This window comes from Actinoplanes sp. NBRC 103695, from assembly GCF_030269485.1.
GTDB lineage: Bacteria > Actinomycetota > Actinomycetes > Mycobacteriales > Micromonosporaceae > Actinoplanes.
The window spans coordinates 27,042-41,288 of sequence record NZ_BSTL01000033.1; the positions used below are offsets into that span (position 1 = coordinate 27,042).

General features: G+C 72.2%; 11 protein-coding genes. 7 read left to right on the forward strand and 4 right to left on the reverse strand.

Annotated elements, in window-relative coordinates:
* Positions 1 to 2: 2 nt before the first annotated feature.
* On the forward strand, positions 3 to 1,139 hold the full coding sequence (gene rffA / locus QSK31_RS40290) for a dTDP-4-amino-4,6-dideoxygalactose transaminase (protein WP_285690051.1): 1,137 nt from the start codon (positions 3 to 5) through the stop codon (positions 1,137 to 1,139).
* Complete coding sequence (locus QSK31_RS40295) at positions 1,136 to 3,616, forward strand: hypothetical protein (RefSeq protein WP_285690052.1); 2,481 nt, start codon at positions 1,136 to 1,138, stop codon at positions 3,614 to 3,616. Before rffA ends, QSK31_RS40295 begins: the two co-directional genes overlap by 4 nt.
* Here QSK31_RS40295 and QSK31_RS40300 read toward each other — a convergent pair.
* Together QSK31_RS40300 and QSK31_RS40305 are read right to left on the reverse strand one after the other, a co-directional pair.
* A complete protein-coding gene (locus QSK31_RS40300) occupies positions 3,607 to 4,044 on the reverse strand; it encodes a GNAT family N-acetyltransferase (RefSeq protein WP_285690053.1) in 438 nt (145 codons plus the stop codon). The two genes, QSK31_RS40295 and QSK31_RS40300, sit on opposite strands and share 10 nt — an antisense overlap.
* Positions 4,045 to 4,055: 11 nt before the next feature.
* Positions 4,056 to 5,009 (reverse strand): glycosyltransferase family 2 protein, encoded by a 954-nt coding sequence (locus tag QSK31_RS40305; protein WP_285690054.1) that lies wholly within the window; start codon positions 5,007 to 5,009, stop codon positions 4,056 to 4,058.
* Between the two features lie 95 nt (positions 5,010 to 5,104).
* On the opposite strand from QSK31_RS40305, the gene QSK31_RS40310 reads away from it, so the two are divergent.
* From QSK31_RS40310 to QSK31_RS40320, 3 genes are read left to right on the forward strand one after another with little or no spacing between them, the layout of a single operon-like run.
* Complete coding sequence (locus QSK31_RS40310) at positions 5,105 to 5,815, forward strand: class I SAM-dependent methyltransferase (RefSeq protein WP_285690056.1); 711 nt, start codon at positions 5,105 to 5,107, stop codon at positions 5,813 to 5,815.
* On the forward strand, positions 5,812 to 6,228 hold the full coding sequence (locus QSK31_RS40315) for a GtrA family protein (protein WP_285690058.1): 417 nt from the start codon (positions 5,812 to 5,814) through the stop codon (positions 6,226 to 6,228). Before QSK31_RS40310 ends, QSK31_RS40315 begins: the two co-directional genes overlap by 4 nt.
* On the forward strand, positions 6,225 to 8,093 hold the full coding sequence (locus QSK31_RS40320) for a hypothetical protein (protein WP_285690060.1): 1,869 nt from the start codon (positions 6,225 to 6,227) through the stop codon (positions 8,091 to 8,093). The genes QSK31_RS40315 and QSK31_RS40320 overlap by 4 nt, the downstream gene beginning before the upstream one ends.
* A 40-nt stretch (positions 8,094 to 8,133) precedes the next feature.
* Here the strand turns inward: QSK31_RS40320 and rfbB are convergent, their stop codons facing one another.
* Positions 8,134 to 9,084, reverse strand: coding sequence for a dTDP-glucose 4,6-dehydratase (rfbB, locus tag QSK31_RS40325; RefSeq protein WP_285690062.1), 951 nt, complete (start codon positions 9,082 to 9,084; stop codon positions 8,134 to 8,136).
* Positions 9,081 to 10,148, reverse strand: a complete 1,068-nt coding sequence (locus QSK31_RS40330) for a glucose-1-phosphate thymidylyltransferase (RefSeq protein ID WP_285690064.1) — start codon at positions 10,146 to 10,148, stop codon at positions 9,081 to 9,083. The genes rfbB and QSK31_RS40330 overlap by 4 nt, the downstream gene beginning before the upstream one ends.
* A gap of 165 nt (positions 10,149 to 10,313) precedes the next feature.
* Here QSK31_RS40330 and QSK31_RS40335 point away from each other — a divergent pair, with 165 nt between their 5' ends.
* Positions 10,314 to 11,054 (forward strand): TIGR03936 family radical SAM-associated protein, encoded by a 741-nt coding sequence (locus QSK31_RS40335; protein ID WP_285690154.1) that lies wholly within the window; start codon positions 10,314 to 10,316, stop codon positions 11,052 to 11,054.
* Between the two features lie 132 nt (positions 11,055 to 11,186).
* The gene (locus QSK31_RS40340; protein ID WP_285690067.1) at positions 11,187 to 14,177 is read left to right on the forward strand and encodes an Rne/Rng family ribonuclease; all 2,991 of its coding nucleotides are present in this window, start codon (positions 11,187 to 11,189) and stop codon (positions 14,175 to 14,177) included.
* The last annotated feature ends 70 nt before the right edge of the window (positions 14,178 to 14,247 follow it).

Below are 14,247 nucleotides of genomic sequence, written 5' to 3' on the forward strand. Positions count from 1 at the left end.
ACGTGTTAATCCCGTTCAATCGCATCTCCCTGGCCGACCGGGAGCTGGAATACCTGACCACGGCCGCCGCCTCCGGGGCCACGTCGGGTGATGGCCCGTTCACGCGGCGGGCCACCCACCTGCTCACCGGCATTACCTCGTCGCCGTACGCGCTGCTCACCACCTCCTGCACGCACGCGCTGGAGCTGAGCGCCCTGCTGCTCGAGCTGGAACCGGGCGACGAGGTGATCATGCCGTCGTTCACGTTCGTCTCGACCGCCAACGCGTTCGTGCTGCGTGGCGCCGTCCCGGTCTTCGTGGACTGCCGGCCGGACACGCTCAACCTGGACGAGCGGGCGGTGGAGGCCGCGATCACGCCACGCACCAAGGCGATCGTGGTGGTCCACTACGCCGGCGTGGCCTGCGCGATGGACCCGATCACCGAGATCGCCCGGCGGCACGGCGTTCCGGTGATCGAGGACAACGCGCACGGGCTGGGCGGCTCGTACCGCGGGCGGCCGCTGGGCTCGCTCGGCGCGCTGGCCACGCAGAGCTTCCACGCCACCAAGAACGTCCAGTGCGGTGAGGGTGGCGCGCTGCTGGTCAACGACGCCGGGCTGCGTGAGCGTGCCGAGATCCTGCGGGAGAAGGGCACCGACCGCAGCCGGTTCATGCGCGGCCAGGTGGACAAGTACACCTGGCGGGACGTCGGCTCGTCGTACCTGCCGTCGGACGTTCTCGCGGCGGGGCTGACCGCGCAGCTCGAGGCGTTCGGCGAGATCCAGCGGCGGCGGCACGAGATCTGGTCGGCCTACTACGAGGCTTGTGACGAATTCGTCCGGCCGACCGTGCCGTCGGACACCGAGCACGCCGCTCATCTCTTCTACGTGCTCGCCACGTCGAATGCCGAGCGCTCCCGGCTGATCGAGCACCTGGCCTCAGCAGGGGTGCAGGCGACGTTCCACTATCAGCCGCTGCACGACTCGCCGGCCGGGCTGCGGTTCGGGCGGACCGGGCCGGGTGGCTGCCCGGTCACCGAGGACGTGGCGGAACGGCTGGTCCGGCTGCCGCTCTACCCGGGACTGTCCGACCGGGAGGCCGCGACGGTGATCGCAGCGGTGCGGTCGTTCCGGCCGGTCTCCGTGGTGGCCGTCCGATGAGCGTCGCCACCGGGCTCGTCACCCAGCCCGATCGCCGGTCGCTCGTCGACGTGCCCGCCCCGGCCCGATCGAGACCGCGGCTCGCCGCGGTCCTCCCGCTGCTGCTCGGCATTCCGGTGGTCTGGCTTCTTCACCGGTACGGGGCCGGCTGGGGTGACCTGGCGCTGTTCGGCGGGTACGTGATCGCCCTGGTCGCCGTGCCCGGCCTGCTGCTGTGGCGCCTGGTCCGGCGGGGCGGGCGCTCGCTCGCCGAGGACATCGGGCCGGGCCTCGCCTTCGGTTACGTGCTGGAGGTGCTCGCCTACCTGGCCGCTCGCGCGGCCGGGCAGCCGCGACTGGTCGTGCTCGCCCCGGTCGCCGTGCTGATCGCCTTCGCCGCCGTGCCGTCCCTGCGCCGCCACTGGCGCATGGCGCCCGGCGCGGAGCGGGCGCCGCTGGCCTGGATCTGGGCGAACGCCACCCTCGGCGCGGCGCTGCTCGCCTGGGCGGCCGTCTACTTCATGCGGACCCGGGGCGTCGACTACTCGTTCAGCGACGCCGACCTGCCGTTCCAGCTGGCCCTGATCGGCGAGCTCCGGCACCACCTGCCGCCCGAGGTGCCGTGGCTGCGCGGCGAGTCGCTCAACTACCACTGGTTCTCGTACGCCGACCTGGCCGCGACCAGCTGGACCACCGGCATCGCCCCGGCCACCCTGCTGCTCCGGCTGTTCTTCGTGCCGCTGCTGGCCGTGACGCCGTTCGCGGTCGCCTCGCTGGCCCGGCAGGTGACCGGCCGCTGGTGGCCCGGCCCGCTCGCCGCCCTGCTCACCTTCGCCGGGGTGGCGCCCTACCCGTACGGCTGGCCGATGCCGGAGACCTACACGGCCAACGGACTGGGCCCGGTCGACGACGCCACGGTGCTGCGCTTCGGCCTGTTCTCCAGCCCCACCCAGACGTTCGCGGCGCTGGTGGCGATCGCGCTGGTCATGCTGACGATCGACCTGTTGCGCGGCGACGGGTCGCGGCGCACGCTGATCGGCGTCGCCGCCGCTGTCGCGGTGATCTGCGGCGCCAAGGCCACCTACCTGCCGATCGTCATCTGCGGGCTGCTGCTGGTCGCCGGGCTGGCCGTGCTGACCGACCGCCGGCGGTTGCGCCCGGCCCTGCTCGGCCTGGCCGTCGCCGTGCCGGGCGTGCTGTTCGCCCAGTTCGTGCTCTTTGGCGGCGAGTCGCAGGGGATGGTCCTCGACCCGCTCGGCGGCCTCAGCCGCTACGGCCTCGCCGCCGCCACCGAGCTGGGCACGTTCACGTTCGGCCAGATGCCGGCCACCGGACGGACCCTGGTCGTGATCACCGCCGTCACGCTGCTGTCCTGGCTGGTCATGTGGGGCGGCGCGGCCGGGCTGGCCGTCCAGGGGCGGTGGCGCGACCCGGCGGTGCAGCTGCTGGCCGGGATGGGTGTCGCCGGGATCGCGGCGGTGCTGCTGCTCAACCACTACGGGGTGAGCCAGACCTGGTTCCTGGTGGCGGCCCGGCCGTACCTGGCGGTCGCGGCGGTCGCCGGGCTGGCCGCGCTCGCCCGCCGGCCGCATCCCAGCAGATCGGCGCCGCCCAGCATTTCAGCTCCGCCCAGCATTTCAGCTCCGCCCGGTAGTTCAGTTCCGCCCAGTAGTTCAGTTCCGCCCAGTATTTCGGCGCCGCCCAGTATCTCAGCGCCGCCCGGCAGATCAGCGCCGCGCTGGCTGCTGCCGGTGGCGGTCGGCGCGGGCTTGGCGGTGGCCTGGGTGGTGCCGCGACTCGGGCCGCCGACCGCGCCCACGGTCGGTGAGGACGGCCGGCGCGAGGTTTTCCTGCAGATCGCGTACGCCCTCCTGAGGCTCTTGATCCCGGTCTTTGCTCTGGTGATCGCTTGTCGTTCGGTGACCGCCCTGCGGGGAAGCGCCCTCGCCGTGGGGGCGGCGATGCTGGCGGGCATCAGCCTGTTCCCGTCCACCACCGTGGTCGGCGGCCACGTCCGGGCCGCGGCCGACGCGAAGTTCGAGCCGCAACCGCAGCCGGATCCGCTGTGGCCGGTCGGCACCCGGGAGGCGGCGGCCTGGATGCGCGCCCACACCGGCCCCGACGACCTGGTGGCGACCAACGCGCACTGCCGCCGCAAACTGGGCAAGGGCTGCGACAACCTGCACTTCTGGTTCGCCGCGTTCGCCGAGCGGCGGTTCCTGCTGGAGGGCTGGGGCTACACCTCGACCGCCAACCGGATCCAGTCCGAGACCGGGATGCGCGGCAACCTGGTGCCGTACTGGAACGAGGCTCTGCTGGCCGAGAACGACGCGGCCTTCCACCGGCCGACCGCCGCGACCGTCGACCGGCTGCGCACCGGTCACCAGGTCCGGTGGCTCTTCGCCGACCTGCGTGACCCTTTGATCCAACCTGATCAGCTGGCCCGGTACGCGACGCTCCGATTCAGCAGTGGCTCGGTGGCCGTTTATCAGCTGTGAGCCGGGACGGCCTGGGCGGGCGCCCGCCCAGGCCGCTCCATCATGGTCACGTCCGGGGCCCGGAAGCCGGCCTTCGCGTACACGCCGTGCGCGTCCCCGGTGTGCAGCATCCACCGGAAGTGCGCGCCCGGCCCGTCGTCGATCATGGCCTTGACCAGCGCGACCCCGAGCCCGCGGCCGCGGTGCTCGGGCAGCACGAAGACGTCGGCCAGGTAGGCCAGCGAGACGCCGTCGGAGATCGCCCGGGCGAAACCGACCATCGCGCCGGCGTCGTCGTAGCAGCCGACCGTCCGCCAGGAGGCGTCGATCTGCCGGTCCAGCACCGCCCGGTCCCGCCACCGGCCCCAGTAGGCCTGCTCGGTCATGAACCGCCAGACCACGTCCCGGTCGATCCGGGCGGGGCTGTCGTCGAAGTGGTAGCCGTCCATCAGAAAAATCCTCAGTTTCCGGTCCGGACCAGCGGCACCCGAGTGCCGGACTGCGGCTCCTCGACCCGGTCGCGGATCAGGTAGGTCGGCCGGCCCTGGCCGGCGGTGTGGATGCGGCCCACGTACTCGCCGAGCACGCCCAGCGCCACGAGCTGCGCCGAGGCGAAGAGCGCGATCAGCGACGCGATGGTGGTGAAGCCGGCCACCGTGGTCACCCCGGTCAGGTACGACCAGGTGAGCTTGCCGAACAGCAGCAGCCCGAACAGCCCGATCGCCAGGCCGAGGAAGGTGACGAGCCGCAGCGGGGCGGTGGAGAAGCCGAGCACCATGTTCCCGGTGTGCCGCAGCAGCCCGCGCAGCGTGTATCCGGACTTGCCCTCCTCCCGGCGGCGCATCTGGACGGGCACCGCGGCGATCCGGGCCGTCGCCCAGGTCAGGGTCACGTCGATCGAGGCGTGCGGGCCGGCCACCCGGTCGAAGGCGGGCGTCAGATGCGAGCGGAAGGCGCGGAAAGCACTCACCGTACGGGCGTCGCGGAAGCCCAGCGTGCGGGCCAGCAGCCACTTCACCGAGCGTGACGCGAAGCTGCGCAACGCCCGGTGCTCCTCCCGCTCGGCCACGCCGTAGACCAGGTCGACGCCCGGCGTCAGCGCGGCCAGCAGCACCGGTATCTCGGCCGGCGGATGCTGCAGGTCGTCGTCCATGGTGACGATCACCTCGTGCCGGGCCGCCCGGACACCCGCCACGATCGCGTTGTGCTGGCCGTAATTTCGGGACAGCCGCAGGGCGCGCACCGCGGGATCGGTGTTCGCGCATGCGGTCGCCACCTGCCAGGTGTCGTCCCGGTCGTCGTCCACCACGAGGATCACCTCGTACGGGCCCGACACGGCCGCGGCGATCCCGCCGACGAGCGTCGGAAGCGTGGCGGCCGAACGGAAGCACGGAATGACGATGGAGAGTGACACAGCGACTCCTGAAGGCGTTGGCTCGTTCGTCAGGTAAGCAAACGCATGGACCAGGCCGCCGTTACTTCACGCCGCCGTACCTGAATTAGGGAAAAATGGACGCCAGCGACATTCAGCGACTCGCCGCCCTCGAGGACCGCCACTGGTGGTTCCAGGAGCGACGGTCGATTCTCGCCCGCTGGCTGCGCGGTCTCGCGCGGGCCGGCGTGTCACCCGGCCGGGCACTGGACATCGGCGCCGCGGCCGGCGGCAACACCCGGGTGCTGCGCCGGCACGGCTGGAGCCCGGTCGCGCTGGAGTACAGCGCGGACGGCGCCCGGGTCGCCCGGGAACGCGGCCTGGACGTGGTCCGCGGCGACGCGACCCGGCTGCCCGCCAGGGCCGGGACCGTCGACCTGATCACCGCGTTCGACGTGATCGAGCACATCGAGGACGACCAACTGGCCGCGGCGGAGATCCACCGGGCGCTGCGCCCCGGCGGGTCGCTGCTGGTCACCGTGCCGTGCGACATGCGGCTCTGGTCGGCGCACGACGTCGCGGGGCATCACTTCCGGCGGTACGACCGCAGCGGGCTGCTCGACGTCATCCAGGGCGCCGGCCTCGTGGTCGACGAGCTGTGGAGCTGGAACGTGCTGCTGCGTCCCGCGGTCGTGCTGACCCGCAAACGGGCCGCGGGCAACGAGCTGTCGCTGATGTCCGCCCCGCTCAACGCCGCCCTGCGCGGGGTGGTGATCGCCGAGCGCTACCTGCCGGTCCGCTCGCTGCCCGGGGTGTCGTTGATGCTGCGCGCCCACCGGCCCTCATGAGGGTGCTCGCGCGGCTCGCCGCCGACCGCCGGGTGCGGTACGTCGCCACCGGCGGGCTCAGCTCGGTCGTCTACTACCTGCTGTTCGCCGCGGGCTGGCTGACCCTCTCCCGCTGGATCCCGTACCTGGTGATCGCCGTCCTCTCCAGCACGCTGACCGCGATCGTCACCTACCCGGTCTACCGCTCGGTCGTCTTCCGAACCGGCGGTCCGGTGATCTCCGGCTTCCTGCGGTTCTATGTGGTGTGCGTCTGGGCGATGGCCTTCAACCTGGGTGGGCTCTGGCTGCTGGTCGACGTGGCCGGCCTGCACGTGCTGGTCGCCCAGGCGATCGTGATCGTGCTCGGACCACTGATCAACTACCAGGCGTCGCGACTGTGGGCGTTCCGGGCCCGCACCGCCGAAGCCCCATGACCGCGGCCGTTCTCGCCGAGCCGGTCGCCTCGAGCACCGACCTGCCGCCGCCGCGCCGCCGAACCGGGCCCGCGCTGGTCCTGGCGTTCGCCGCCACGGTCACCGTGGTGTGGGCGGTCACCGCCGCGCGCGCCGCCGATCGCGGCTTCGACCTCACCGACGAAGGCTTCTACCTGCTCAGCTACCGCTGGTGGAACGCCGACCACCGCACGTTCAGCGGGGTCCAGTACCTGTACGGGCCGGTGTTCGCGCTGCTCGGCCACGACGTCGCGGGCCTGCGGCTGGTCCGGCTGGGCACGGTCCTGACCGCACATCTGATCTTCGGGTGGGCGTTCATGCGCTGGCTGAGGCCCCGCCGCCCGGCCGCCCCGCCCACCCGCCTGTGGGAAGCGGCCGGCGCCGCGTGCGTGGTGGCGGCCGGCGGGGCGATGTTCAGCTGGCTGCCGCACACGCCCGGCTACAACGACGTGGTCCTGCTCGGCGGCCTGCTCACACTGACCGCGGTGCTCGCCATGGACCGCCCGGGCTTCCGTCCGGGTTGGCCGATCGTGCTCGGCGTCGTCGCCGTCGCAATGGTCCTGACCAAGTGGTCGACGGTGCTCTGGCTGGTGATCCTCGTCGTGACGCTCACCCGTCATCGTCTGCGGATCGTGGCGTGGGCCTCGGTGGGTGGTGTTCTCACCATCGGGGCCGTTCATCTCCTGATCGTTCCGCTCACCGTGGCCGTGCCGCCGATCGTCACGGTCAACCGCCTGCTCAGCGAGCGTTCCTTCGCGATCCAAGACCTCCTTCAGCGGTACGCGACCAGCACGCGGCCGACGCTCGTCGCCACCGGGCGCGACTATGGCCTCCTGCTGATCGCCGGCGTAGCCGCCGTCCTGGCCCGCCGCCTCGTGCCGCAGGCCGCCGCCGGTGTCCTCGGCCTGGCCGGCCTGACCTGGGCGACGATCGTCACGATCCGCGACGGCGGCCTCGGTGGCGGCCCGCCCAACACGATGCGCTTCATCGTGCCGATGCTCGCCGCCCTGGCGATGGGGGTGCTGGTCGGCGCCGCCGCCCGGATCGCCCGCGGCTGCGCCGATCTTTCAGGCCGCGGTGATCTCCCGCGTCGTGTTCGCCTGGCGCGTCGTGTTCGCCTGGCGCGGCGTGTTCGCCTAACGTGCCGCGTTCGTTTAGCGCGCCGCGCCGCCTGGCTGCTGCGCGAGCGGGACTGGGTGTTGCTCGGCGCGGTCACGGCGATGCCGGTGGTCACCGCCTTCGGCACCAGCAACGCGCCGCTCAAGATGGCCGCGCCGGCCTTCGCGGCGTGGGTGGCGGTGCTGATCGCGGTGCTGACCGGGATCGACCGCGGCGCGGTGGTCGCGCGCGGCCTGGTGGGCGCGGTGACCGCCGGGTCGTTGCTGGTCACGGCCTGTGTGGCGACCGGTGGCATCTGGCGGAATCCGTACCGCGAGCAGACCTACGACGGCGCGACGGTGGCCTCCGGCGTGCCCGCGCTGTCCGGCCTGGAGCTGCGGCCGTCCCAGGCGCGGGACTACCGCGACCTGCACACCGCGTTGGCGCCCTACCTGACGCCCGGCCGCCGCATCGTCGGCCTGGACAAGATGGCCGGCGTCGTCTTCCTGCTGGACGGGCGCACGCTGGGCGAGGGCTGGTACGCCCCCGAGGACCCGGACCGCACCCGGGCCGGGATCGCCGCTGCCTGCGCGGACGGCCCGCCGGACCAGGCGCCGATCGTGATCCTGAACCGCCCGGTCCGGGCCGCCGACGCGACCGTGCTGGCGTCGTGCGGCCTGGACCTGCGGCGGGACTACCGGCCGCTGAGCGACCGGCCCGCCGGCCTCACGGTGCTGGTGCCGGCCTGAGCACGGTGTGTCACGCCGGCCCGGCCGCAACTGCGGTGTGTCACGCCGGCTTGACCGAGGACGCCCACCAGGACGGGTTGTCGCGGTACCACTGGACGGTCTCGGTCAGACCGGCGGCGAAATCGACCTCCGGGGCGTACCCCAGACTTTGGATCTTGGAATGGTCGACCGAGTAACGCCGGTCGTGGCCGAGCCGGTCCGGCACCTGCCGCACCATCGACCAGTCCGCGCCGCACGCCTCCAGCAACCGCTCGGTCAGCTCGCGATTGCTGAGCTCGACGCCACCGCCGATGTTGTAGACCTCGCCGGGCTCGCCCTTGCTCAGGACCAGGCGGATCCCGCGGCAGTGGTCCGCCACGTGCAGCCAGTCCCGGACGTTGCCGCCGTCGCCGTAGAGCGGGACCGGCACGCCGCGGAGCAGGTTGGTGACGAAGAGCGGGATGACCTTCTCGGGGAACTGGTACGGGCCGTAGTTGTTCGAGCACCGGGTGACGCGCACGTCCATCCCGTACGTGCGGTGGTAGGACCGGCAGAGCAGGTCGGCGCCGGCCTTGGCCGCGGCGTACGGCGAGTTGGGCAGCAGCGGATCCGTCTCCGGCCACGACCCTTCGGCGATCGAGCCGTACACCTCGTCGGTGCTGACCTGGAGGAACGTGGTGACGTCGGCGGCCCGGGCCGCCTCCAGCAGGGTCTGCACGCCGAGCACGTTGGTCCGCAGGAAGCCGGCCGAGTCCGTGATGGATCGGTCGACGTGTGTCTCGGCGGCGAAGTTCACCACCACGTCGGTGCCGGGCATCAGCATCGCGAGCATGTCCCGGTCGGCGATGTCGCCCCGCACGAAGTGGTGACCGCCGTCGGGCAGATTGGCCTGGTTTCCCGCGTACGTGAGTTTGTCCAGAACCGTGATCCGAGCGCCCTCGTCATGGTCCACGAGGTCGCGGACGAACTGTGACCCGATGAAGCCGGCACCGCCGGTGACCAGGATGTTCATGCGCGCAGCCGGACCGTGCTGTGGTCGCCGATGACCAGCTGATGGGTGTTCGGGGTGGTACGGGCCGGTGTCACCTCTACACCTTTGCCGATCAGCGACGACTCGATGCGGGACACGCCTCGGACCGTGGACGCGTTCATCACGATCGAGTACTCGATCTCCGCGTCGGACACCTCGCAGCCGTCACCGATCGAGGTGAACGGGCCGACGTACGAGCCGATGATCTTGGTGTCGGCCCCGATCACCGCCGGCCCGCGCAGCACCGACCGCTCCACCACGGCGCCCGGCTCGATCACCACCCGGCCGGTGATCTCGGTGCCCTCGTCGACCGTGCCGCCGATCCGGGTCTCGATCGACTCCAGCACGATCCGGTTGCACTCGAGCATGTCCCGCACCCGGCCGGTGTCCTTCCAGTAGCCGGTGATCAGGTGCGAGTGCACGTGGTGGCCGTTGTCGATCAGCCACTGGAGCGCGTCGGTGATCTCCAGCTCGCCGCGGGCGGAGGGCCGGATCGCCCGGACCGCGTCGTGCACCACCGGGGTGAACATGTAGACGCCGACGATGGCCAGGTCGCTCGCCGGGTCGTCCGGCTTCTCGGCGAGGCCGACGATCTGCCCGCTGCGGCCGAGCTCGGCCACGCCGTACGACCGGGGGTCGTCCACCGGGGTGAGCAGGATCTGCGCCGCGTAGTCCTGTGGGCGGAACGACGCCACCAGCTCCTGGATGCCGCCGACCAGGAAGTTGTCGCCCAGATACATGATGAAGTCGTCGTCGGCGAGGAACTCCCGCGCGATCAGCACGCAGTGCGCCAGCCCGAGCGGCGCCTCCTGCGGGATGTAGGTGATACGCAGGCCGAACCGGGAACCGTCACCGACCGCCGCGCGGACCTCGGCGCCGGTGTCCCCGACGATGATGCCCACCTCGGTGATGCCGGCGTCCCGGATCGCCTCCAGGCCGTAGAACAGGACCGGCTTGTTGGCGACCGGGAAGAGTTGCTTGGCGGATGTGTTGGTCAGCGGACGGAGGCGGGTGCCTCTGCCACCGGCCAGGACGAGTGCCTTCATGCCCGACTCAACGAGAGTGCAAGGATGGGGTTCTCGGTGCCTGCTACCGACGCCTGGTCCTTCGGACGGCGCGGAGAACCCGGCGCATAGACAAGCGTATTGGAGCAGATCATCGCCAAGAACCAACCCGTCGGTGGTCAAGCGCCGGTGGTCCAGCGGATTCGGATCCGGTACGCCAAGCGCGGCCCGCTGCGCTTCACGTCACACCGGGACTTCGCTCGCGCCTTCGAGCGGGCGTTGCGCCGTGCCGCCGTACCCATCGCCTTCTCCCAGGGTTTTCACCCCCACCCCAAGATTTCGTACGCCAGCGCGGCACCCACCGGCGTGGCGAGCGAGGCCGAGTACCTGGAGATCGCCCTGCAGGCCCCGGTCGACCCGGCCGAGCTGCGCGCCGCCCTGGACGCGGCCCTGTCGCCAGGCCTGGACGTGCTGGACGCGGTGATCGCCCGCGAGGGGACCAGCCTGGCCGACCGGATCAACGCCTCGCGCTGGCGCCTGGAGCTTCCGGGTGTCGAGCCGGACGTCGCCCGGGACGCTCTGCAACGGTTCATGGACGCTCCGGAAGTGCTGGTCGAGCGCATGACGAAGCAGGGTCTCCGCGAGTTCGACGCGCGGGTCGCGGTGGCATCCGCCACGGTGATCGACGAACCTGCCGCACCTTCCGGGGCCGATGCGTCGCCATGTGCGATACTCGACCTTGTCGTACGGCAGGTCACGCCCGCCGTGCGGCCCGATGACGTCCTGTCCGGTCTACGCGTGGTGGCCGCTCTGGTGCCGCCGGCGCCGCCTCGAGCGACCCGGCTTGCCCAGGGTTCACTCGCCGCGCAGGGAGATCTCGCCGCGCAGGGGGATTTCGTCGATCCGTTGGACGCGGATCGCGAGGACGTACCCATCGGAGGGCGTTAGCCGATTCGGCTGGCGTCCGTCGGAGACTTCGGCGACTCGCCCGCCAGCAGGCGGACGGGCCCGAAAAACTTGCGGCAACCCTGCGTGGCAGCGCTCACACGCGCCCGGGGTGGCCAGAATTGGAGTGCGCCCATGCTCGAAAACGAGCCACAGGGTGGAGAGAGCGGCGAGGTCGCATCCCCGTCCGCGGAAACCACCGAGAGCACCACTACCCCGCGCAAGCGGGCCCCGCGTAAGAAGGCTGTCCCGTCCGCGGCGCCTCCGGCCGATGAGCCGGGCGCCGCGATCGAGGCTGCCGCCACGCAGGCCCCGGTCAAGCGCACCCGCGCCCGGAAGAAGGCCGCCCCGGCCGCCGCGTCCCCGGTGGAAGCCGCGTCCCCGGTGGAAGAGGTCGCCGCGGTCCCGCCGGCCGCCGAGGAGCCGGTCGCTGCCGGTGAGCCTGCCCCGGTCGTCTCCGAGGAGCCGGCCCCGGTGAAGCGCACCCGCGCCCGGAAGAAGGCCGCGCCGCCGCCGGAGCCGGTTCTCGAGGAGCCGGTCGAGGAGGAAGAGGAAGAGGCCTCGATCATCGTCGTCCCGCTCGACGACGAGCTGGTCGAGGAGCCGGTCCAGGAGGAGAAGGCGCCCAGCCGTCCGCGTGCCGCCGCTCTGCCCCCGGCCGTGCTGTTCATGCCCCCGGACCCGGTGGACGAGCAGGCCACCCCGGTCCGCCGGAGCCGGAAGAAGGCCGTGCCGGCGATCGCCGACGTGACCGCTCCCGAGGTGCCCGCCGAGGCGCCGGCCGCCGTCGAGGACGAGCAGGCCGAGGAGGCTCCGCGCCGGACGAGCCGCCGCCGTCGCCGCGGTGCGGCCGCCGACGAGGCGCCCGCCGAGACCGAGGCCCCCGCGGCCGCGGTCGTCGAGCTGCCCCCGCTGGACGAGATCGACGAGAGTGCGGACGACGTCGAGGACGACGCCGCCGAGGATGACGACGACGAGGCCGGTAACGCCCGCCGCCGGCGCCGCCGTGGCCGCCGTGGCCGTGGCCGTGGCAAGGGCCCGTCCGACGAGGGTGACGAGGACGGCTCCGCCGACTCGCCCGAGGCGGAGGCCGCCGAGGCCGAGGGTGAGGACGACGACGAGGCCGAGGGCGACGGCGTGACCCGCCGGCGTCGGCGCCGCCGCCGGAAGGGCTCCGGTGGCGAGGACGCCGGCGGTGTCGAGGACGGCGTGCACACCGTGGTCCGGGTTCGCGAGCCGCGTACCCGCGACGAGGTGCAGGGCGTGTCCGGCTCGACCCGGCTGGAGGCCAAGCGCCAGCGCCGCCGGGACGGCCGCGAGCAGCGCCGCACCCGCCCGCCGATCCTGAGCGAGTCGGAGTTCCTGGCCCGCCGCGAGGCGGTCGACCGGGTGATGGTCGTACGCCAGAAGCCGGACCGCACCCAGATCGCCGTGCTCGAGGACGGGGTCCTGGTCGAGCACTACGTGTCCCGGTCCACCTCCGGCACCATGGTCGGCAACGTCTACCTGGGCAAGGTCCAGAACGTGCTGCCCAGCATGGAGGCGGCGTTCGTGGACGTCGGCCGGGGCCGCAACGCGGTGCTCTACGCCGGCGAGGTCAACTGGGACGCCACCGGGCTGGAGGGCCGGGCCCGCTCGATCGAGCAGGCGCTGCGCTCCGGCGACTCGGTGCTGGTCCAGGTCACCAAGGACCCGATCGGGCACAAGGGCGCCCGGCTGTCCAGCCACATCGCGCTGTCCGGCCGGCACCTGGTCTACGTGCCCAACGGCAACGCCTCGGGGATCAGCCGCAAGCTGCCGGACACCGAGCGCAAGCGCCTGCGGGACGTGCTGAAGAAGATGGTGCCGGACGGCGCGGGCGTGATCGTGCGGACCGCCGCCGAGGGCGCCAGCGAGGACGAGCTGGCCCGCGACGTGAAGCGGCTCCAGGCGCAGTGGGAGGACATCCAGGCGAGGGCCGCGCAGGGGCATGCCCCGGTCGCCCTCTCCGAGGAGCCCGACCTGGTCATCCGGGTGGTCCGTGACCTCTTCAACGAGGACTTCAACGACCTCGTCGTCCAGGGCGACCAGGCGTACGGCGAGATCGAGAACTACCTGAACAGCGTCTCGCCGGACCTGGTCGAGCGGCTGCACCGGCACACCGGGACCTCCGACGTCTTCCTGGATCGCCGTATCGACGAGCAGATCCTCAAGGGCCTGGACCGCAAGGTCTTCCTGCCCTCCGGCGGCCACCTGGTGATCGACCGCACCGAGGCGATGACCGTGGTCGACGTGAACACCGGCAAGTACACCGGCGCGGGCGGCAACCTCGAGGAGACGGTCACCCGCAACAACCTGGAGGCGGCCGAGGAGATCGTGCGTCAGCTGCGGCTGCGCGACCTCGGCGGCATCGTGGTGATCGACTTCATCGACATGGTGCTGGAGAGCAACCGGGAGCTGGTCCTGCGCCGGCTCACCGAGTGCCTGGGCCGGGACCGGACCAAGCACCAGGTCACCGAGATCACCTCGCTGGGTCTGGTGCAGATGACCCGCAAGCGGATCGGCGCGGGCCTGCTGGAGGCGTTCAGCGAGACCTGTGACCACTGCAAGGGCCGCGGCCTGATGATCCACACCGAGCCGGTGCCGGAGAAGCGGTCGTCCGGCGCGGTCAACCAGGTGAAGGCGGTGGCCGCTGCGCCGGCCCCAGCGCCGGCTCAGGCTCAGGCGCCGGCTCCGGCGAAGTCCCGGCGGCGCCGGGGTGGCAGCGAGCCCGCTGCCGTGCCGGTCGAGGAATCCGTGCCGGTCGAAGAGTCCGCCCCGGTCGAGGCGGTCGTGGCGGAAGAGCCCGTCGCCGCCGCGGTCGAGGAGGAGACGCCGCCGATCGCCCCGGTGACCGGCTCGGGGGTCATCACGGCCAAGAGGGCGGCGCTGACCACCAACGAGAACGACGACGACTACGACATGAGCGGGTACGACCTGTCCCGCTTCGAGTCGAACGGCACCGCGCAGCTGGCGGGCGCCGGCGACCCGGACGCGGCCGGTGACGACGAAGAGGACGACGAGGACGGCGACGAGCCGGTAGGCGCCGGTGCGGGCGGCCGGCGACGGTCGCGCCGTGGGGGAGCCCGGCGGCGTACGCGTCCGTAACGCTTGTCGAGCGTCTGGTCCTCCACGCCGTTCGGAGGACCAGACGTCGGTAGCCGGCACAGTGTGATGG

Bases quoted from the DNA above. Each gene is read 5' to 3' on its own strand.
- QSK31_RS40320 (WP_285690060.1), top strand. From the start codon at position 6,225: ATGACCGCGGCCGTTCTCGCCGAGCCGGTCGCCTCGAGCACCGACCTG.
- QSK31_RS40295 (WP_285690052.1), top strand. From the start codon at position 1,136: ATGAGCGTCGCCACCGGGCTCGTCACCCAGCCCGATCGCCGGTCGCTC.
- rfbB (WP_285690062.1), bottom strand. From the start codon at position 9,084: ATGAACATCCTGGTCACCGGCGGTGCCGGCTTCATCGGGTCACAGTTC.
- QSK31_RS40330 (WP_285690064.1), bottom strand. From the start codon at position 10,148: ATGAAGGCACTCGTCCTGGCCGGTGGCAGAGGCACCCGCCTCCGTCCG.
- QSK31_RS40300 (WP_285690053.1), bottom strand. From the start codon at position 4,044: ATGGACGGCTACCACTTCGACGACAGCCCCGCCCGGATCGACCGGGAC.
- QSK31_RS40310 (WP_285690056.1), top strand. From the start codon at position 5,105: ATGGACGCCAGCGACATTCAGCGACTCGCCGCCCTCGAGGACCGCCAC.
- QSK31_RS40315 (WP_285690058.1), top strand. From the start codon at position 5,812: ATGAGGGTGCTCGCGCGGCTCGCCGCCGACCGCCGGGTGCGGTACGTC.
- QSK31_RS40340 (WP_285690067.1), top strand. From the start codon at position 11,187: ATGCTCGAAAACGAGCCACAGGGTGGAGAGAGCGGCGAGGTCGCATCC.